The organism is Shewanella sp. T24-MNA-CIBAN-0130 (assembly GCF_040310185.1).
GTDB classification, from domain to species: domain Bacteria; phylum Pseudomonadota; class Gammaproteobacteria; order Enterobacterales; family Shewanellaceae; genus Shewanella; species Shewanella psychromarinicola.
The window spans coordinates 23,119-41,481 of the sequence record NZ_JBEOPP010000011.1 but is presented as its reverse complement, the minus strand read 5'-3'; the positions used below and the strand labels follow the sequence as shown (position 1 = coordinate 41,481).

Sequence of the window (18,363 nt, the reverse complement as noted above, 5' to 3'; positions counted from 1 at the left end):
TGATCCACTTCAGCTAACAGAATTGCTTTTTTTACCTAAGGTTGTCAACCCCTCCTTACGCTTTATTTACCAGTTATTTTAGAACTTGAGTTGATTTTTGAATATTCAACAGATTTAAAATGAGAATTGAGTATCAATAACCATTACCTCTATCAACAACTAACGTTAAAGTCAACGTCGATAAAGGCGCTAAAATCAATAAAGTACAATAAATACAAAGGATTGAATAATATGTAACCGTTAAAGTATTGCCGATAAATGTGTTACCAAGATGATTTAAAAGTCTTATCAACTTGTACCACAATTAAGATGAGTTAATTTCAACATCAGTACCATAAAACATGCAGCACAATACAAAATAAAAAAAGCTGTGATTCAATAAGCAAAAACTGATGTTATCCATCGCAGCCTGATAGCAAAATACGCTATCATGATCACATTACAATTGGAGGCGATATGAAAATTACAAAACATGCGGCGGTCACTATTCATTACCGTTTATCTGATGAGCAAGGTTTATTAGTTGAAAGTTCATTTGAAAGTGAGCCAATGGTTTACTTACATGGAACTGAAAATTTAATTCCTGGACTTGAATCAGTTTTAGAAGGTAAAACTGCTGGTGAAAGCATTGAGGCGAAGATCCCTGCGGAACAAGCTTATGGCGAATATCATCCTAGCTTAAAGCAAGAAGTTCCTGTCAGTGCATTTGGTGATGTCGAAGATATCGTTCCAGGTATGCGTTTTATCGCTGAAACTGAAATGGGTCAACGCCCGGTTCAAGTGACTGAAGTAAAAGACGATGTCATTGTTGTTGATGGTAATCACCCTCTAGCGGGCCAATCACTTAACTTTAGTGTTGAAGTTCTCGCTGTAAGAGAAGCCACTGCAGATGAGCTATCTCATGGACATATCCATGCTGAAGGCGGATGTGGTAGCCATGGACACGATGATGCCCATGAATCATGCGGTGAAGAAAAACCTGGCTGTGATGGCAATGGCGGCTGTGGCTGTAGTTAACTCATCGTCGGATAAATAGACAACCAAGTTGTACGTCCCATATTTAATGTCTATTTGTCAGTAGAAAGATTGAAACGTTGTAAGGCACTGCCTAGTTACTAGGCAGTGCCTTTTTGTTTAGGTTATAGTCTGAGCATAAATCATATCAACTAGTAAGATTTATTATGCTGCCGTTAGGGACAACAGAGGCAGCATAATCCTTATTAATTGACCTCTATATAAGAATTAATACATAGCGACGGAGTGCTTATGTTAATTAAACCGCTATACGAATCGCTGCCTTTCACTTACATGATTATAGGCTGCGTAAGTATTTTCCTGCTTGAGCCCAATTATGTACTGATCGCTTCTGTGGTGGTGTACTTATATGGCGCGTATATCTATACTTTACGATCAAAAAATCGCCGCACGGATCCTAAACGTAAGCGAAAATCAGGATTTATGCCTGAAACACTCTATGGATTACTGCCATTTATTTATGTATTGATAGCCGCGAGTCTTTATAATTTCTACCCAAAAAATTCCAGCACACTTTTTGCCTTGTGTTTAACCACCTATGGCGGATACCTATTCTTAAGTCGTTTAAGTTATCGTCATCACCGATTACCGCGAGGCATTAGCCAATAACCGGTTACTGTGATGACGCTTTGAAAATAGCGTCGCTTGGTAAAACAAAGGTATTAGCACCTGATAAATTAATCACTCGCGACTTAAGCTCAACTATGGGTAACTAAAGTCGATTGGTGTTGGATTGGTAGTTCGCAGCATACGATAGGCTCAAAGGGGTATGCATATCTCTTGTTGAGCCGTAGCCCATTTTTTTAAACACTACAGTATTAACCATGTTTATTGAGCTGGACCTTAAAGATGCTCTAGCATTATCGTCACTAGCAAGGTATTGCGGTAGGATTATGACTTTGCATCTTAGCTAATCCAGAATCAATTTTTTGACTAAGTTTTTTTGATTTGTCGGCATATTTTTTAAATAATTTGAACACCGTGTAATCGTTGCAATACTCACTTGATGATCTGCAGCAATTTGTCTCTGGCTCAACTCCCCTGCTAATAACGTTTGAAACACCTGCAAACGCCCAGACACCGCACTCCGCTCTTCTTCAGTTAATAATAAATGAAACAACACAGACAAATCATCTTCGTTTGCATGGGTTAATATTTTTTCTACCACTAAATTCCAATTGGCACGCATTATTTTTCTCTTTTTAGTAATGCCCAGACATTACAATTGTACCAAGGAATAACGCCGATGTGCAAAACTACTCCCGATCAACGTGTCATAAAAAATGAATAGAGCTGTTGTAAGCTGTTGATAAAACATATCACAAAGTGATAATAAAATTGTGTAGAATAGGATAAATACCCTCATAACTTAGTGTTAAAAATTTAGCTAACATTTAGTATTAGCACAGTTGCATAAGATTTAGCATAACTAAGTGGGTATTTAGTGCTAATGGAACCGGTACCATCCACAAAAAAGTGAAGGATAACGATGAAAAAAATATTACTAACCGTTGCAGTAACCGCAATGATGATCCCCGCAGTGTTTGCCAACAATTTCGAAGAAACTGCAGATGCCATTGAATATCGCCAAGCGGCTTTTGGCTTAATTGCTTATAACTTTGGTGATATGGGTGCGATGCTAAAAGGTAAAAAGCCTTTTGATGCAGCTGTATTTAGTGCTCGTGCTGATAATGTTGCAGCACTGTCTAAAATACCTCATGAAGGTTTTATTGCCGGTTCTGATAAAGGCGATACTGAAGCGCTAGCAAAAATTTGGCAAGATAAGGCCGATTTTGATAGCAAAATGACAGCATTTCAAGATAATGCCGCGGCTTTAGCCGTTGCAGCTAAAACAACTGATGAAAACAACATTAAACAAGCGTTTACTAACACAGGCAAAAGCTGTAAAGGGTGTCACGATGTCTACAAAAAAGACTAACGTGACAAGGCGCTAAGTTAGCCTGTCACTCATTTGATTGGTAAGTTTAGCTTGAGTAACCGCAACTCAGTTCAATAGTAAAATGATTAACGCCCATGTATATGGGCGTTTTATTGGCTGGTAATAAAGCTGAACTTATAAGTAACTGACCACAGGTTCGAGTAATAGCCACCAAATACATGCAAAGATAACGAATACAATCACTAATGCCATCCAAGGTGAGCGTAATGTTGGTGACGTTACCTGCTTGTTGATTTGTTTATAACCACTGAACATGGCTTTAAGTATATTGTCGCCCTTAAAAACATGCACTATCACGGCAATGATATGCAGCGCAGCCAAAGCTAGAATAAGATTAAAATTGGTTTTATGTAGCCATGTTAACCACCCTGCAATATCAGACGACACAAGATACATCAATGGACCTTCGGTAAAGATTTCATCGGTGGCAAATAGCCCTGTGGTTAATTGCAGCACAAGAATGCTTAGCAACACGACCACCATATAACCACCTAATGGATTATGGCCCAGTGTCGAAGGTTTTGGTTGAGCTTTTACGTAGCTGATAACTTGCTTAGGCAAGACAACAAAATGTCTAAATTGAGAAGTTTCACTCCCAACAAGTCCCCAAATCAATCTAAATCCGATTAAGCCCATTAATACATAAGCCAATACTTGATGCCATTGCATCTCACCCACGTCAGCTGTCCACCATAAGCCACCGAGTAAAAGTACCATTGCCCAATGAAAAAAGCGTGTAGGAAAATCCCATACCTTTATTTTTTGTTGTTCTATACTCACTAATAACCTGCTTAATACTATTGTTTTGCTGGCAAATTATAAACTCATCAGTAATAAACAAAGCAAGTAGTTTACAAACTAATAGACATAATGATGATTTTGTTTCTTTATCTGACTAACGACTGGACAAATATAGGGGGGGTTACCGAGAAAGAACACAGTGAAAAGAGGAATGAAAAAAAATTCAGAGACCTTTTTGTCATGGCGGAAAAATACCACTTAGAATGTGTATCTAGTGCAGTTGTGAACAGCAATAGGCCAGACTTAACCCTTGTACTGTCGTTACCAAAATAGTAACAATGACTTTGAAGACTAATTAAGTGTTAACTTATCCATTCAAATATGAGCCTATATACACAGCATTACAAGCATATTTTAGGTCTTTTTTGTCCAAAATGTCTAAGCGATCAAATATGCATCACTCGAACGTTACAGTCGGCAAAAGTGTGACATAGATCACAATTCACATGGTTAATCTTGGTAATCTGGAGTTAAGCAAACAACAAGAAGGTTCGAAATATGCTGAAAATCACTAGCAAACAACTTGAAGTCACTGCCCTTATCCGCGAACGTATCGAAGGACGATTAGAAAAATTAAGTCGACATGATATTCATTTAATTAACCCGCACGTTATTATCACCCAAGAAAAGCAGTTGTTTAAAATAGAGGCATCAGTTGGATTACCTAGTGGAGAGTTATTCGCCCAGGCAAAAAGAGAAAACCTATACGCAGCGATTACTGCAATGGGACAAAAGCTGGAAAAACAGCTAAATCGCCTGACCCATAAACCCCAGGCTCAACGTAATGTATCATTACCAAATGACACAGAAAGCGAATTTGAGTATGTCTATAAGGAGGAAAACGCCGCTTGATATTATTTATCTTTCACCAGCGCACCTTCGGGTGCGCTTTCTTTTGTCTATAATCAGATACTTAATACCTTGATGAATAAATTTACATTGACAGTCGTCTGTCGGAGCTTTATTTTTAATCCATGAACAAACAAATACTCAGTCTTTTTATTTTCTTTTTTATTCAGCCCACCTTCGGAGGCGGATTTTCTGTGTAAAAACGAAAATGAAAATTCTAAAGCCTCCCAACTGGGAGGCTTTTTTGTCTTATTAACACTGCCGTATCTTCCAATATGTCAGTTTGTAGCGTTACATTGAGGTCAATATGCAAAAACCACCAGAGTTAAGTCAAACTCGCGAACAGATCACTGTTCTTGATAAAGCGCTGTTAGAGCTGTTATCTAAACGCCGCCAATTGAGCTTAAATGTTGCACGCAGTAAAGAAATTGATGTTAGACCGATACGAGACACGCAACGAGAAAAAGAACTGCTTGAGCGACTAGTGCAACAAGGACGTGAACAAGGTCTCGATGCTCACTTTGTCATCTCCCTTTATCAAAGCATTATTGAAGACTCAGTTTTATTTCAACAAACTTATCTTCACGGCAGAGCAAATCCTGACACTCAAAAGCAGCAATATACCGTTGCTTACTTAGGTGCGCGAGGGTCTTATTCTTTCTTAGCGGCCAGCCGTTACTGCTCTCGCCGCCAAGTAGAAATGCTTGATTTTGGTTGCCAAAGTTTTGATGACATTGTTAATGCCGTCGAATCTGGTCATGCCGATTATGGTTTTTTGCCGATCGAAAATACCTCTTCAGGATCTATCAATGAAGTGTATGACGTACTGCAACATACAACGCTATCGATTGTGGGCGAAACCACAATAGAAGTGAGTCATTGCTTGCTCACTAAGCCAGACAGCAAACTAACTGATATCAAGACTATTTACGCTCATCCGCAGCCGATCAGCCAATGCAGTCGTTACTTAAGCCAGCATCCCCATATTAAACTCGAATATTGTTCTAGTAGTGCTGAAGCCATGACTAAAGTTATCGAGGCGGACAGCAATACTGTGGCGGCCATAGGCAGTGCTGAAGGCGGAGCCTTATACCAGCTGATTGCAATTGAACAAGGTTTGGCAAACCAAAAAATTAACCAAAGTCGTTTTATCGTCGTCGCCAGAAAAGCCTCAGCGGTTCCCTCTCAGCTACCGGCAAAAACGACCTTGATTATGGCGACAGGACAAAAACCTGGAGCACTAGTGGAAGCGTTACTGGTACTGAAAGCACATAATTTAAATATGAGTAAATTAGAATCTCGCCCGATCCCTGGTACGCCATGGGAAGAAATGTTTTACCTCGATATCGATGGCAATTTAGCCACTACTGAGGTACAACAAGCGATTAAAGAGCTAGAACGCCTTACCCGTTTTATCAAAGTATTAGGCTGCTATCCATGTGAAACCGTTAAGCCGACACAATTATCGCAAGCTCAGTTGTTGATTGAACCTGGTAGTTCAAAACAAGAGCCGCTCAAACCTTTGCCAAGCAGCCAAGCAAAACATTCACGCGACTATAAATCACAAGATACTCAGTTGTTCTGCCAACATTTACAAATAGGTGCTGGACAATTTAGCGCATTGCACCAAATCAACTTACCGATTGATAATACCGAGCTGGCAACCCAAGCTAAGAACATCAAGGAATCAGGTTTTCAAGCCATTGTATTAAATGATTTGAAACAACAACTCAATGAACCACAGTTAAAACAACATGCAAAGGTCATTAAGCAAGCTGGTCTATTGTGCATAATGCAGATAGATCAAGAACAAGAATTTATTATTGCGAGTCAATTAGCAGACATGCTGATCTTAAGCGGTAAACAAATGTATAACCCAGACATGCTAACCTTAATAGGTTCAGTCAATTTACCGGTAATATTAGAACGAAACACCATGGCGAGTGTCAATGATTGGTTACAAGCAGCTGACACTGTCCTTAGCCACGGTAATCAACAACTAGGCTTGTGTGAGTCAGGCGTACGTAGTTTCACTCACCCTGAGCAGTTAAGCCTCGATTTAGCTGGACTGGTTGAAGTGAAATCTCGCAGTCATTTACCTGTTATCGTTAATACTAGTTTTAGCAGTAACCCTGCACTGATCAGTACTCATGCCATTGCCGTTAAGCAGCTAAAAGGCGATGGCATTATCATTTTGCATCAAGACCAATTGTCCCATGCTGATCTGATCCATGACTTATACCAGACAGATTAAATCAACCTCAGTTCGGGATAATAAGCGCCGATCAAAACAACGGACAAATTTGATATTGCCAACTTGAATAAACCCTTTTTATCGCTTTAGCCCATCTCTTACCCTAAGTTGAGGTTAAATCAACAAAATAAAATGCCGAGATATTATCTCGGCATTTTTTGTCCACATCATCTTTGCTTAAACAGCAATACCATCATTAAGGCTAATCCAGCCTTTAAAAATACGATAACTAAACCAGCTAACACCCAGTATATACATGGGTAAACTCAGCCATAATGGACTGATCCAATAACCCGCAATAAAAAATGGGCATAAACCAATAATACTCATGCGTTGCCAACGCAGATGGCTGCCCAGCACGGAATCTGGATTAACGTTTTTCTGGATCAAATTAAGCCAAAGACTCAATAATACGGGTACAAAAAATAATGGAAAAGCACTCATTAAACCATAAAGACAATGCCCTAAGGAATTATCTTCAACCTGTTGAATAGGTAGCATATTCGATGGCATCATCGACATGGGGTATCCTCCAAAGGTAACTAAGATTACCTATCTAACACGACGTTATTCACGCTATCGTGTAGCTAAACATAAGCTTTGTGTCATTATTTCGCAATATTTACACCCATTAATAATACTTCATTTAAGCCTAACTTACCTCAATTTAGGATAAAAGATGGGTTAAATTAATAAAAATGAGTCTCTTTAAAGTCGGCAATATCAAACATGCTATTTGTTCTACTAACAAGACACATTAACGCGTTAATAGCGGAGCAAAATGCTGTTTGATAAGCGTTTATAACCCGAGCAGAGGTTAACTACTTTTCATATCATTAACCGATTGCAACATGGTGCGACTTTCATGTTGGAACTGCGGCGCAAAATCACCAAACCATGCAGCGACACGTTGGAATTGCTCCACAAAGGCTTGCCTATTACCAGTTTGTAACATAATTAATGCATCACGATAATTGTCGAGATAATCACTTATCGCGTGTTGGCTACCAGGTTGCGCAAAAATAATATCGGCATAAAGCTCGGGATCTTGAGCAAATAAACGCCCAACCATGGCTAACTCTAAACGATAAATAGGGGAGCTAAACTGTAATAAATTATCAATATCAGCTTCTTCTTTACACAGGTTTACGCCATATACAAATGTTGAAAAGTGACGCATAGCTTGCACAAGTTGCATGGCTTTATCATGACGTTCAGCTTCAGCTTCGACAATACGGGCACCCCAAATCTCAATCTGTTGTAGCAACCATTGATATGCATCTTGATGACGGCCATGGCACACTACCACCACCTGTTTGGCCAGACTACCAACATCGGGGCCAAACATAGGATGCAAACCCACTACAGGGCCGCTATGGGCGGCTAACATTGCCGCTAAAGGGGCTTCTTTAATAGAAGTGAGATCAGCCAGAATACAATTTTCAGGCAATTGGGTTAACTTGTCGCGGATCACCTCGCAGGTCACATTAATAGGTACGGTAACAATGACCAGTCCAGCACCATCAAAAATAGCGGCGGAATCTTGCCAATCATTTTTATCAATACATTTCACTTCATAACCGGAGAGAACTAACATTTGGCTGAATAACTGCCCAAGTTTGCCCTGCCCACCCACCACCACTACATGGCCAAGATCTTGCTTAATCTGCTTAAACCCCACATCTTTCTCATTTAGGTAAGATTCACGCATAAGTCGACGCAGTATATCTTCGATTAATTGAGGCGAGATATTCATGCTTTGCGCTTCATCTCGACGTTTCGCTAACATCGATGCTTCGCGCTGTGGCGCATAGATGGGCACACCTGCCGAGTGCTTTACCGCACCAACCTGTGCCACTAAATCGAGGCGTTTACGTAATAAATGCAGTAATTGTTGATCAACGCCATCAATTAAATCACGAAGATGTTCTAAGCCTGCTGTGGTTTTTTCGTTCATGTGTTTATCCATTAACCGTTGACAACCTGCAGCGTCTCAAAACGCGTTGGTAATACTGCAGACAACTGGCTAGCGCCTTGTTTTAAAATGATTTCAGTAGTTTCCCAGTCAATGCATGCGTCAGTCACAGAAACACCATACTTAAGTTCAGCAAGGGGTTTGTCTGCACTTTGATTACCAGCATTTAGGTTACTTTCCAGCATAACACCGATAATCGATTTATTACCTGCTTCAATTTGGTTAAATACATCTTCACAAACGTTTTTTTGACGTTGATGATCTTTTGATGAATTGCCATGGCTACAATCAACAACTAAACGCGCACTGAGATTAGCTTTATGAATTTGAGCTTCGCTCACAGCAACACTGTCAGCATCATAATTAGGGGTTAAGCCACCACGTAAAATAATGTGACCGTCAGGATTACCGGCGGTTTGCAGTAACGCAACTTGACCGTCTTGATTAATCCCCATAAAGCGATGGCTACTGGCGGCTGATTTAAGTGCATTTATCGCCACTTCTAACTTACCATCGGTACCATTTTTAAAACCAACAGGCATAGACAGACCTGAAGCCATTTCACGGTGAGTTTGCGATTCTGTGGTTCTGGCGCCAATCGCAGACCACGTAATCAACTCAGATAAATACTGTGGACTGATGGGATCAAGTGCTTCGGTCGCAATAGGTAACTCTAATTCTGCAAGCCAAATCATAAGCTCACGGGCCATTCTGAGTCCTTTTTCCACATCGAATGACTCATCCATATCAGGATCATTGATTAACCCTTTCCAACCAACGGTTGTGCGCGGTTTCTCAAAATACACTCGCATTAAGATGTAAAAGTCATCGCTGAGTTCATCATGTAACTTTTTAAGTTTTAATGCATACTCTTTTGCCGCTGCAATATCGTGAATAGAACAAGGGCCTGTCACCACAAGCACACGATTATCACGTTTGTGAACAATATCCGACACTTGCTTACGCGCGTTAAGAATATATTGATAAGCATGAGTTGATAATGGAAGTTCTTGCTTTAACTCTGCAGGAGTCACTAGCACTTGCTCTGAACTAATGTGCACATTATTAATGGTATCTTGTTGCATACTTATCACTCTCTTTTGACGACTGACCAAAGGTCACTAATAGATTTATTTTTTAGGTATTGGATCGTTCAAATCGTACCTTTGTAACGCTACACCATTACACCTTAGATGCAACTATGCCTGTAGCAATGAATGAGATCAAGGCTTATTTAGCCAAAGCGTAAATAATCACTTAATCACTGATATATTAATCAAATTATTTAAGCACTAAGCTGTAGCCTAGTTTATTTTCCGCTCCTGGCGCTTTTTTCGCTTTCTCGATTTTACATTTTTAAAAGCGCCACAAACAAAAACCCGCCTTTCGGCGGGTTGTTGTGCGAACACTGCATCTTTATTCTGTATCGGTAACTATTTTTTAGTTGCCAATTTTTCACGGATACGTGCAGACTTACCTGAACGCTCACGTAAATAGTACAGTTTCGCACGACGTACACGTCCGCGACGCTTAACTTCGATGCTAGCAATTAATGGGCTGTGCGTCTGGAAAGCACGCTCAACACCTGTGCCATTAGAGGTTTTACGTACTGTGAATGCAGAATGCAAACCACGGTTACGCTTAGCGATTACCACACCTTCAAAAGCTTGAAGACGATCTTTCTCACCTTCGCTTACACGTACTTGAACCACTACTGTATCACCAGCACCAAATTCAGGTACATCTGTTTTCATTTGCTCATCGTTGAGCATTTTAATGATGTTGTTCATAATTACTCCATCCTAGTATTAACTGAGCATTGACTATGCGGACTTGTCCGTTTCATTCACGAACTGCGCTAATAAAGTCGTTTGTTCGTCAGTCAGAGCTAGATTTTCAAATAATTCTGGTCGCCTCAAAAAAGTTCTTCCGATACTTTGTTGTAGACGCCAAAGTCTAATTTTTTCGTGGTCACCGCTTAATAGCACTGCAGGTACGTCAAGACCATCCAATAGTTCAGGGCGAGTATAATGAGGGCAATCCAGTAAACCATCAGAGAAAGAATCTTGCTCTGCTGACGCTTGCTTACCTAGTACACCGGGTACTAAACGAGCCACTGAATCGATTAACGTCATTGCCGGTAATTCACCACCCGAAAGTACGTAATCACCGATTGACCATTCTTCATCTACTTCTGTTTGAATAATGCGCTCATCAACACCTTCGTATCGACCACACACTAAAATCAAACGTTCTGATTTAGCTAACTCAGTGACGCCTTGTTGATCCAGCTTGCGTCCCTGAGGAGACAGATAAATCACTTTTGCCCTATCACCTGCAGCTGCTTTAGCTGCATGGATAGCATCACGCAAGGGCTGCACCATCATCAACATACCAGGTCCACCACCATAAGGTCGGTCATCCACAGTATTATGTCTATCATGGGTGAAATCTCGAGGATTCCACGTTTGCAACTCAAGCAGGCCGTTTTTCACGGCTCGACCCGTGACCCCAAAGTCTGTAACAGCACGAAACATCTCTGGAAACAGGGTGATTACCCCTAACCACATATGTTGTACCTCGACTTAGAAGTCAGGATCCCAATCCACTAAAATCTGTTTCCCTTGCAGATCCACCTGTTTGATGAACTGCTCAGGGACAAAGGGGATCATACGTTCCGCTTTGCCGAAGGCATCTTTGGCATTAGCTTTAACCAGTAATACGTCGTTTGATCCTGTTTCCACGATCTGCTCAACAATACCCATGTTATAGCCGTTTATATTGGTCACTTCGCAGCCAATAAGATCACGATGATAGAATTCACTATCATCGAGTTCTTTCATTTGCTCAGGGTTGATCGCAATTTCACAATTCGTGAGCATTTGCGCATCTTCTCTGGTAGCGACACCTTCAAGTTCAGCCACAACAGCTTTACCTTGAAAACGCCACTGAGCGACCTTAACTTCACGCCAAACGCCTTGTTCTTTTATTAGCCAAGGCGAATAATCGAAAATACCTTCAACAGAATCGGTATAGGAAGTGATTTTTAGCCAACCTTTAATACCATGACTGGAGCCTAATTTACCCAGTACAACGAGTTCTTGGTTACTACTCATCTATCTATACCTTATACGCGATTAAGCAGTAGCTTTACGCGCGTCTTTAATCAGTTTTGCAACACGCTCAGATGTTGCAGCGCCAGTAGCAACCCAGTGCTCAACACGATCAAGATCTAAACGTAACGTTTCTTCTTGGCCACGAGCCAATGGATTGAAGAAACCTACACGTTCGATGAAACGACCGTCACGAGCATTGCGGCTATCAGCAACAACGATATTATAAAATGGACGCTTTTTTGCGCCGCCACGAGCCAAACGAATGGTGACCATGCGTTTTATTCCTCTAATGATTTGCTAGAAGCAAAAATAAAAACTGGAACTCCGTGTTCGCGAAGAGTTCCAGAAAGAAAGCGGGAAGATTTTACCTGACTTTTGAACTAATGCAACCAAATCTGATGTTTTTTAACTCACCAGTTTTGTTGCAATAAAGTCAACAGCATAACCTAACCTACTGATTGAATTTAAGATTAACTAATTTTGTACTTGAAAGATGCTGATATTATCGACCAGGTAACTTCATTCCTGGAGGTAACATTCCGCTCATTCCGCGCATCATCTTCTTCATTCCACCTTTTGCAGACATTTTTTTCATCATTTTCTGCATTTGGGTAAATTGCTTCAACAAGCGGTTTACATCTTGAATTTGAGTCCCAGAACCTAAGGCGATTCTACGTTTACGAGATCCTTTAATCAAATCTGGATTTTTACGTTCTTTAAATGTCATCGAATTAATGATGGCTTCCATTTGTCCAGTCATCTTACCGTCTTGAACTTGAGCCAATGCCTCTGGTGGTAATTGCCCCACACCAGGAAGCTTCTCAATCATGTTCATCATTCCGCCCATGTTTTTCATTTGCTGTAATTGCTCACGAAAATCTTCTAAGTCGAAACTGCCACCTGATTTCACTTTTGAAGCCAATTTCATCGCTTTGTCTTTATCGACGCCACGTTCAACTTCTTCAATTAAAGACAGTACATCACCCATACCTAAAATGCGTGAAGCAATTCGGTCAGGATGGAAAGGTTCTAATTCATCGGTTTTTTCACCGACACCTAGAAATTTAATCGGCTTACCCGTGATACTGCGAATAGATAATGCAGCACCACCACGAGCGTCGCCATCAACTTTGGTCAAGATGACACCCGTTAAAGGCAACGTTTCATTGAATACTTTAGCCGTATTAGCCGCGTCTTGCCCCGTCATCGCATCAACTACGAATAACGTCTCAACAGGATTGACAGTGGCATGCAGCTGTTTGATCTCATCCATCATGGCTTCATCAACATGCAGACGACCCGCTGTATCGACAATCACCACATCAATGAATTTTAATTTTGCATAGCTTATTGCTGCTTTAGCAATATCAACGGGTTTTTGGCTAACATCAGACGGAAAGAACTCAACTTCAACCTCTGCGGCTAATGTTTCAAGCTGTTTAATCGCCGCTGGACGATAAACGTCAGCACTCACCACAAGTACAGATTTCTTATGACGTGTGCGTAAAAACTTACCTAATTTGGCAACCGACGTTGTTTTACCCGCGCCTTGAAGACCCGCCATCATGATCACAGCCGGTGGTATTGCCGCTAAGTCGAGGGCTTCATTCGACTCACCCATGGCTTTTTCAAGTTCGTTTTGAACAATTTTTATAAAAGCTTGCCCTGGGCTTAAGCTTTTTGACACCTCTTGTCCTACAGCGCGTTCTTTTACGCTGTTAACAAAATCCCTAACAACAGGCAAAGCGACATCCGCCTCAAGTAGCGCCATACGCACTTCACGCAGGGTTTCTTTAATGTTGTCTTCTGTTAAGCGACCACGGCCACTAATGTTTTTTAGTGTGCTTGACAGTCTGTCAGATAAATTTTCAAACATTGGCGGCTCTTTAAGCATATCAATAATTGAGCCCATTATACCCAAGCCACTCTAAATTACGATACTTGCAACACGAAGAACTTAAACACTAATCAACTTTACGTAAATTAATTGCCCCTAAAGGCAGGAAACTGTTAAATTTTGCGTCTTAGGTCACTGCCATATTAGGCCATGATCATGTTAATCTAATACAAATAATGAAAATGTGATGCTTTGGTAGTATTGTTCAACCATCAGGGCGCAGTTTTTCAGCATTAACTACTATGATAGGTTGATTCTAAATGGTTATTTTTTCAGCGGCAGCTATGCTTTTTTACTGCTTAGCGTTAGTTTTAGTGACGAGCCGACTTTTTCACGTAAAAGGGCCGAATCGTAAAGCTGTCATGGTGGCTTCTGGTATTGCCGTTATCATGCATGGTTTTGCACTTTCAAATGCAATTTTTACCGTCGATGGACAAAATTTTAGTTTAACCAATGTGATTTCATTGGTTAACTGGATTATTGCATTAACGTTTACCATTACGATGCCGAAACTTAAAGTCATCATTGTTGTACCCGTTGTTTACGCCTGCTCAATTTTATCGGTAGCGCTTTTATGGTTACTACCACCGCAATATATTATTCATTTTGATTTGCACCCTGAAATTCTGGCTCATATTATTTTATCACTCATGGCTTACAGTGCTTTGATGATAGCGGCAATGTACGCCATTCAACTGTGGTTAATCCAAAATAAACTTAAGAAAAAGCAGATGATGATGAGCCCTGCAATGCCGCCATTAATGACGGTAGAAAAACAGCTTTACCATCTCATCATTATTGGATTTATTTTATTGAGCTTGTCACTCGTGACTGGGTTTATATTTTTAGACGATATGTTTGGCGACGGTAAAGGGCATAAGGCCATATTATCCATGATCGCTTGGATCGTTTACGCGATTATGTTGTGGCAACAATATACTGTTGGCTGTAGAATCCGTACCGCAGTGATATACAGTCTCTCTGGCGCTAGCTTACTTTCACTGGCTTATTTTGGTGCGAGAATTGTTAAAGAGTTGATATTAAACTAATTTTAACCGTTTATAAGTTCATTAACTTATTCTATTGTATTGATAGATTAACAAGATAACTTGACACTAACGGCCAATAATAAATAATGGCCGTTAAATTAATGACAATTCGGCCTGTTGGTCAATTTCACACCACTTCATGGGGCCCCTTTTTTGGACGCTATATCTACCAGCGCACTCCTTATATTCCTTTTGGTTTTAATCGTAATGTCTGCATACTTTTCCGGCTCGGAAACTGCAATGATGAGCCTCAACCGTTACCGCTTACGACACCTTGCGGCTAATGGACACAAAGGCGCGATTCGTGCGTTAAAAATGCTTGATCGCCCTGACCGACTCATCGGGCTCATTCTCATCGGTAATAACCTGGTTAATATTCTGGCATCGGCAATAGCAACGATTATTGGAATGCGTTTATTTGGCGATATGGGCGTTGCGATTGCAACCGGTGTATTGACCCTTGTGATACTGGTGTTTGCTGAAGTGACACCAAAAACATTTGCCGCTTTGCACCCTGAACGTATTGCATTCCCCTCGAGCATTCTATTAGGTTGGTTATTAATCTTGCTGTCACCATTAGTGAAGGCAATCAACCTAATTACTACGATATTTTTACGTTTGATGGGTATAAAAACCGTCAAAACAAATGATGCATTAAGCCAAGAAGAACTGCGCACCGTTGTGCATGAGGCCGGCGCGCTCATCCCACAGCGTCACCAAGAAATGTTACTGTCGATTTTAGATTTAGAAAAAGTCACTGTCGAAGACATTATGATTTCACGCTCAGATATTTATGCCATTAACGTCAATGACGATTTTAAGTTGATTAATAAGCAAGTGGTGCAAAGTCCGCACACCAGAGTACTGGTGTATCGAGACAATATTGATGATGCTGTAGGATTTATTCATTTACGTGATGCATTGCGCTTGCAATCAAAAGAACAATTCAGCAAGTCATCATTATTACGTGCGGTCAAAGAATTGTACTTTATTCCTGAAGGCACACCACTAAACGTACAATTGACTAATTTCCAACAAAATAAAGAACGCATTGGGCTTGTTGTCGATGAATACGGTGATATTCAGGGTTTAGTAACCTTGGAAGATATTCTGGAAGAGATTGTCGGTGACTTTACAACCTCGATGCTTAGCACTGCCAGTGAAGACATTAATATCCAGCAAGATGGTAGTTTCATCATTGATGCCACGATTAACATTCGTGATCTTAATAAAGAAATGAAATGGAACTTGCCGATTGATGGTCCCAAAACCTTAAACGGTCTGATTATTGAATTCCTCGAAGAGATCCCAGTAGCAAATACTAGTTTACGCATAGTTGATTATCAAATAGATGTCATCGATGTTGCGGATAATATGATTAAAACAGTCAGAGTGTTACCGAGTAATTTACAGCTCATTGATGATAACGAATAGGTTATCACTTATAAAAAAGGCGCAGCATGCGCCTTTTTTATTGCGGTTAATGCCTCATCGCTAAGGATGACGTTTAGCCTCCAACGCACGGCGTTTTTCATGTGCTATTGGGGTTATTTCGGCGGCTAACTCTTTTTCCAAACCTAGCATAAAATACAATTCTGCCATCAAGAAAAATGGTCCTATCAGTAGTTGATTGAGATCATCCATAAAAGCAGGCTTAGCTTTTTCAAACTTATGGCCAATGAACTGAATAATCCAACCGATCACAAAAATACCCATGGCAATCATAAATGGGTGTGAAGTATGAACAACCTGCTCGGTGGTATATAACACCGGCAAAATAAACAAGACTAGACCAAGTGCTAAGCGCATGTGAAGCGCCATGTAGTAGCACAACACCACCACAGCTAATATCATCGCTAGACTGACTTGATAATCTTGCCATGCAAAGCGAAGTGTCCCCAGCATTAGAAATGCCGACCAAACAATCATCGGCACACCAACAAAATGCGTCTTTATATTTTGTGGGTTTAAGTGCACACTTTTATAAGTTGAAAGTTGTTCTACTGCCGATTTCATCATTGCTCCATATCTTTATGATTATCACGAATATCCAAGCTCATATAAATGTCCCTATTCGATACTAATGTTAATTTAGCTTATTTACTGAGTAAATAACATCATAAAACATTTGTCGCTTAACCTTGATGCAGGCTTAGATTTATCCCTGAAGATTTGAGACTGAAGATTTAACACTGAAGATTTAGGGCTGAAGATTGACTAAGATTACTGCGGATGGCAGCTATGGGAATGGTTAATTTCTAGGCGGTTCATTGTTAACGATAGTTAGTCAGCCGATGGCGCTAATCAGCTGACTCTAAAATGACGGTTGCGATGGCATAATGTTTTTCATCAGCAATAGACAAGTGACCTTTTACACCACCTAACAAAGCTAACCTTTTGGCAGCCCCCTCAGTGAAGGTCACCAAAGGTGCACCATATTCATCATTGCTGGTGTGAATATGCTGGAATGATACGCCACGTCCAATCCCAGTACCTAAGGCTTTGGCAGCAGCTTCTTTAGCAGCAAAACGCTTAGCAAGGTAACGCTCCGGTAATGTAGAAGCGCAATACACAGCTAACTCAGCTTGCGTTAACACCCTTTTGGCCAGTTTGTCACCCAAGCGAGTTTGTTGCTCGCGAATGCGCTCTATCTCAACAATATCAGTCCCAATTCCCACAATGGCCATTACTCGCCTCTACGCCCAGCTTGCATCAATGCTTTCATGTCTCTAACGGCAGTGTCTAAGCCATCAATTGCCGCCCTTGCTATGACAGCATGACCAATATTAAGCTCATAAAGCTCTGGTATTGCCGCAATCGCTTTAACATTATGGTAATGCAAACCATGACCGGCATTGACGACCAATCCTTGGCTATGGGCATACTTTGCCATTTCGATGATACGAGCTAATTCAACAGCCTGTTGTGCATCGGTTTTGGCATCTGCATAACAACCCGTATGAATTTCGATATAGGGTGCACCAGAAGCAACGGCGGCATCAATCTGGCTTTTATCAGCATCGATAAACAATGACACTTTAATGCCTGCTGCGGCTAAACGGATGACGGCTAAACTAACCTTCTCTAACTGACCAGCAACATCAAGACCACCTTCAGTCGTCAGCTCTGCACGCTTCTCTGGCACTAAACAAGCGTAAGCAGGTTTTATATCACAGGCAATGGCGATCATTTCTTCCGTGACAGCAAACTCAAAGTTCATTCGCGTTTTCAATGTTTTTGCTAACAAATACACATCACGATCTTGAATATGACGTCGGTCCTCACGTAGATGTATAGTAATGCCATCTGCACCAGCATGCTCTGCCACTGCCGCGGCGTGCACCGGATCGGGGTAGTGAGTACCGCGAGCCTGACGCAGTGTCGCGATATGATCGATGTTAATGCCTAACAGTATTCCGCTCACATC

20 protein-coding genes and 1 other annotated feature are annotated in these 18,363 nt (G+C 40.8%); of the genes, 7 read left to right on the top strand and 13 right to left on the bottom strand.

Features of this window, described 5'->3' with window-relative positions:
• Positions 1 to 456: 456 nt before the first annotated feature.
• Positions 457 to 1,017: a peptidylprolyl isomerase gene (gene slyD / locus AAEZ02_RS06725; protein ID WP_124012226.1), complete on the top strand. Its 561-nt coding sequence runs from the start codon at positions 457 to 459 to the stop codon at positions 1,015 to 1,017.
• A 249-nt stretch (positions 1,018 to 1,266) separates the two neighbouring features.
• A complete protein-coding gene (locus AAEZ02_RS06720; protein ID WP_101034554.1) occupies positions 1,267 to 1,644 on the top strand; it encodes a hypothetical protein in 378 nt (125 codons plus the stop codon).
• A 301-nt stretch (positions 1,645 to 1,945) separates the two neighbouring features.
• Here AAEZ02_RS06720 and trpR read toward each other — a convergent pair whose 3' ends face one another.
• The gene (gene trpR, locus AAEZ02_RS06715) at positions 1,946 to 2,224 is read right to left on the bottom strand and encodes a trp operon repressor (protein ID WP_101034553.1); all 279 of its coding nucleotides are present in this window, start codon (positions 2,222 to 2,224) and stop codon (positions 1,946 to 1,948) included.
• A 300-nt stretch (positions 2,225 to 2,524) separates the two neighbouring features.
• Here trpR and AAEZ02_RS06710 point away from each other — a divergent pair, with 300 nt between their 5' ends.
• The gene (locus tag AAEZ02_RS06710; RefSeq protein ID WP_124012227.1) at positions 2,525 to 2,974 is read left to right on the top strand and encodes a c-type cytochrome; all 450 of its coding nucleotides are present in this window, start codon (positions 2,525 to 2,527) and stop codon (positions 2,972 to 2,974) included.
• Positions 2,975 to 3,109: 135 nt separating this feature from the next.
• Here AAEZ02_RS06710 and AAEZ02_RS06705 read toward each other — a convergent pair whose 3' ends face one another.
• A complete protein-coding gene (locus AAEZ02_RS06705; RefSeq protein WP_124012228.1) occupies positions 3,110 to 3,775 on the bottom strand; it encodes a cytochrome b/b6 domain-containing protein in 666 nt (221 codons plus the stop codon).
• A gap of 519 nt (positions 3,776 to 4,294) precedes the next feature.
• Here AAEZ02_RS06705 and hpf point away from each other — a divergent pair.
• Together hpf and AAEZ02_RS06695 are read left to right on the top strand one after the other, a co-directional pair.
• On the top strand, positions 4,295 to 4,648 hold the full coding sequence (gene hpf, locus AAEZ02_RS06700) for a ribosome hibernation-promoting factor, HPF/YfiA family (protein WP_101034550.1): 354 nt from the start codon (positions 4,295 to 4,297) through the stop codon (positions 4,646 to 4,648).
• Between the two features lie 124 nt (positions 4,649 to 4,772).
• Positions 4,773 to 4,894 (top strand) — a sequence feature (Phe leader region).
• A 58-nt stretch (positions 4,895 to 4,952) separates the two neighbouring features.
• Positions 4,953 to 6,899 carry a chorismate mutase gene (locus AAEZ02_RS06695; RefSeq protein ID WP_124012229.1) on the top strand — a complete coding sequence of 649 codons (1,947 nt, stop codon included), beginning with the start codon at positions 4,953 to 4,955 and terminating at the stop codon, positions 6,897 to 6,899.
• Positions 6,900 to 7,076: 177 nt separating this feature from the next.
• Here AAEZ02_RS06695 and AAEZ02_RS06690 read toward each other — a convergent pair whose 3' ends face one another.
• The 8 genes from AAEZ02_RS06690 to ffh all read right to left on the bottom strand — a co-directional run bounded on the left by AAEZ02_RS06690 (position 7,077) and on the right by ffh (position 13,866).
• The gene (locus AAEZ02_RS06690) at positions 7,077 to 7,421 is read right to left on the bottom strand and encodes a hypothetical protein (protein WP_101034548.1); all 345 of its coding nucleotides are present in this window, start codon (positions 7,419 to 7,421) and stop codon (positions 7,077 to 7,079) included.
• Positions 7,422 to 7,716: 295 nt separating this feature from the next.
• The gene (gene tyrA / locus AAEZ02_RS06685; RefSeq protein ID WP_124012230.1) at positions 7,717 to 8,856 is read right to left on the bottom strand and encodes a bifunctional chorismate mutase/prephenate dehydrogenase; all 1,140 of its coding nucleotides are present in this window, start codon (positions 8,854 to 8,856) and stop codon (positions 7,717 to 7,719) included.
• 11 nt (positions 8,857 to 8,867) lie between these two features.
• Positions 8,868 to 9,959: a 3-deoxy-7-phosphoheptulonate synthase gene (locus AAEZ02_RS06680; RefSeq protein ID WP_101034546.1), complete on the bottom strand. Its 1,092-nt coding sequence runs from the start codon at positions 9,957 to 9,959 to the stop codon at positions 8,868 to 8,870.
• Positions 9,960 to 10,307: 348 nt separating this feature from the next.
• Positions 10,308 to 10,664 (bottom strand): 50S ribosomal protein L19, encoded by a 357-nt coding sequence (rplS, locus tag AAEZ02_RS06675; protein ID WP_101034545.1) that lies wholly within the window; start codon positions 10,662 to 10,664, stop codon positions 10,308 to 10,310.
• 33 nt (positions 10,665 to 10,697) lie between these two features.
• Positions 10,698 to 11,444 carry a tRNA (guanosine(37)-N1)-methyltransferase TrmD gene (gene trmD / locus AAEZ02_RS06670; protein WP_101034544.1) on the bottom strand — a complete coding sequence of 249 codons (747 nt, stop codon included), beginning with the start codon at positions 11,442 to 11,444 and terminating at the stop codon, positions 10,698 to 10,700.
• A gap of 15 nt (positions 11,445 to 11,459) precedes the next feature.
• A complete protein-coding gene (gene rimM, locus AAEZ02_RS06665; RefSeq protein WP_101034543.1) occupies positions 11,460 to 11,990 on the bottom strand; it encodes a ribosome maturation factor RimM in 531 nt (176 codons plus the stop codon).
• A gap of 21 nt (positions 11,991 to 12,011) precedes the next feature.
• Complete coding sequence (rpsP, locus tag AAEZ02_RS06660) at positions 12,012 to 12,263, bottom strand: 30S ribosomal protein S16 (RefSeq protein ID WP_101034542.1); 252 nt, start codon at positions 12,261 to 12,263, stop codon at positions 12,012 to 12,014.
• A 229-nt stretch (positions 12,264 to 12,492) separates the two neighbouring features.
• Positions 12,493 to 13,866, bottom strand: coding sequence for a signal recognition particle protein (gene ffh, locus AAEZ02_RS06655; RefSeq protein WP_124012231.1), 1,374 nt, complete (start codon positions 13,864 to 13,866; stop codon positions 12,493 to 12,495).
• A gap of 281 nt (positions 13,867 to 14,147) precedes the next feature.
• On the opposite strand from ffh, the gene AAEZ02_RS06650 reads away from it, so the two are divergent.
• Both AAEZ02_RS06650 and AAEZ02_RS06645 read left to right on the top strand, forming a co-directional pair.
• Entirely contained in the window at positions 14,148 to 14,936 is a 789-nt protein-coding gene (locus AAEZ02_RS06650) for a cytochrome C assembly family protein (protein WP_101034541.1), read from the top strand.
• Between the two features lie 153 nt (positions 14,937 to 15,089).
• Positions 15,090 to 16,370 (top strand): HlyC/CorC family transporter, encoded by a 1,281-nt coding sequence (locus AAEZ02_RS06645; RefSeq protein WP_101034540.1) that lies wholly within the window; start codon positions 15,090 to 15,092, stop codon positions 16,368 to 16,370.
• Between the two features lie 60 nt (positions 16,371 to 16,430).
• On the opposite strand, the gene AAEZ02_RS06640 is transcribed toward AAEZ02_RS06645, so the two are convergent.
• The 3 genes from AAEZ02_RS06640 to pdxJ all read right to left on the bottom strand — a co-directional run bounded on the left by AAEZ02_RS06640 (position 16,431) and on the right by pdxJ (position 18,360).
• Positions 16,431 to 16,952: an Mpo1 family 2-hydroxy fatty acid dioxygenase gene (locus AAEZ02_RS06640; protein ID WP_351075992.1), complete on the bottom strand. Its 522-nt coding sequence runs from the start codon at positions 16,950 to 16,952 to the stop codon at positions 16,431 to 16,433.
• Between the two features lie 284 nt (positions 16,953 to 17,236).
• Positions 17,237 to 17,623, bottom strand: coding sequence for a holo-ACP synthase (gene acpS / locus AAEZ02_RS06635; protein ID WP_124012232.1), 387 nt, complete (start codon positions 17,621 to 17,623; stop codon positions 17,237 to 17,239).
• Entirely contained in the window at positions 17,623 to 18,360 is a 738-nt protein-coding gene (pdxJ, locus tag AAEZ02_RS06630) for a pyridoxine 5'-phosphate synthase (protein WP_101034537.1), read from the bottom strand. Before pdxJ ends, acpS begins: the two co-directional genes overlap by 1 nt.
• Positions 18,361 to 18,363: the final 3 nt, after the last annotated feature.

Excerpts from the sequence above, each read along its gene's own strand:
- trpR (WP_101034553.1), bottom strand. The coding sequence starts at position 2,224 with ATGCGTGCCAATTGGAATTTAGTGGTAGAAAAAATATTAACCCATGCA.
- AAEZ02_RS06695 (WP_124012229.1), top strand. The coding sequence starts at position 4,953 with ATGCAAAAACCACCAGAGTTAAGTCAAACTCGCGAACAGATCACTGTT.
- tyrA (WP_124012230.1), bottom strand. The coding sequence starts at position 8,856 with ATGAACGAAAAAACCACAGCAGGCTTAGAACATCTTCGTGATTTAATT.
- AAEZ02_RS06720 (WP_101034554.1), top strand. The coding sequence starts at position 1,267 with ATGTTAATTAAACCGCTATACGAATCGCTGCCTTTCACTTACATGATT.
- ffh (WP_124012231.1), bottom strand. The coding sequence starts at position 13,866 with ATGTTTGAAAATTTATCTGACAGACTGTCAAGCACACTAAAAAACATT.
- AAEZ02_RS06680 (WP_101034546.1), bottom strand. The coding sequence starts at position 9,959 with ATGCAACAAGATACCATTAATAATGTGCACATTAGTTCAGAGCAAGTG.
- trmD (WP_101034544.1), bottom strand. The coding sequence starts at position 11,444 with ATGTGGTTAGGGGTAATCACCCTGTTTCCAGAGATGTTTCGTGCTGTT.
- rpsP (WP_101034542.1), bottom strand. The coding sequence starts at position 12,263 with ATGGTCACCATTCGTTTGGCTCGTGGCGGCGCAAAAAAGCGTCCATTT.
- AAEZ02_RS06650 (WP_101034541.1), top strand. The coding sequence starts at position 14,148 with ATGGTTATTTTTTCAGCGGCAGCTATGCTTTTTTACTGCTTAGCGTTA.
- rplS (WP_101034545.1), bottom strand. The coding sequence starts at position 10,664 with ATGAACAACATCATTAAAATGCTCAACGATGAGCAAATGAAAACAGAT.
- slyD (WP_124012226.1), top strand. The coding sequence starts at position 457 with ATGAAAATTACAAAACATGCGGCGGTCACTATTCATTACCGTTTATCT.
- acpS (WP_124012232.1), bottom strand. The coding sequence starts at position 17,623 with ATGGCCATTGTGGGAATTGGGACTGATATTGTTGAGATAGAGCGCATT.
- hpf (WP_101034550.1), top strand. The coding sequence starts at position 4,295 with ATGCTGAAAATCACTAGCAAACAACTTGAAGTCACTGCCCTTATCCGC.
- AAEZ02_RS06640 (WP_351075992.1), bottom strand. The coding sequence starts at position 16,952 with ATGAAATCGGCAGTAGAACAACTTTCAACTTATAAAAGTGTGCACTTA.
- AAEZ02_RS06710 (WP_124012227.1), top strand. The coding sequence starts at position 2,525 with ATGAAAAAAATATTACTAACCGTTGCAGTAACCGCAATGATGATCCCC.
- AAEZ02_RS06690 (WP_101034548.1), bottom strand. The coding sequence starts at position 7,421 with ATGTCGATGATGCCATCGAATATGCTACCTATTCAACAGGTTGAAGAT.
- rimM (WP_101034543.1), bottom strand. The coding sequence starts at position 11,990 with ATGAGTAGTAACCAAGAACTCGTTGTACTGGGTAAATTAGGCTCCAGT.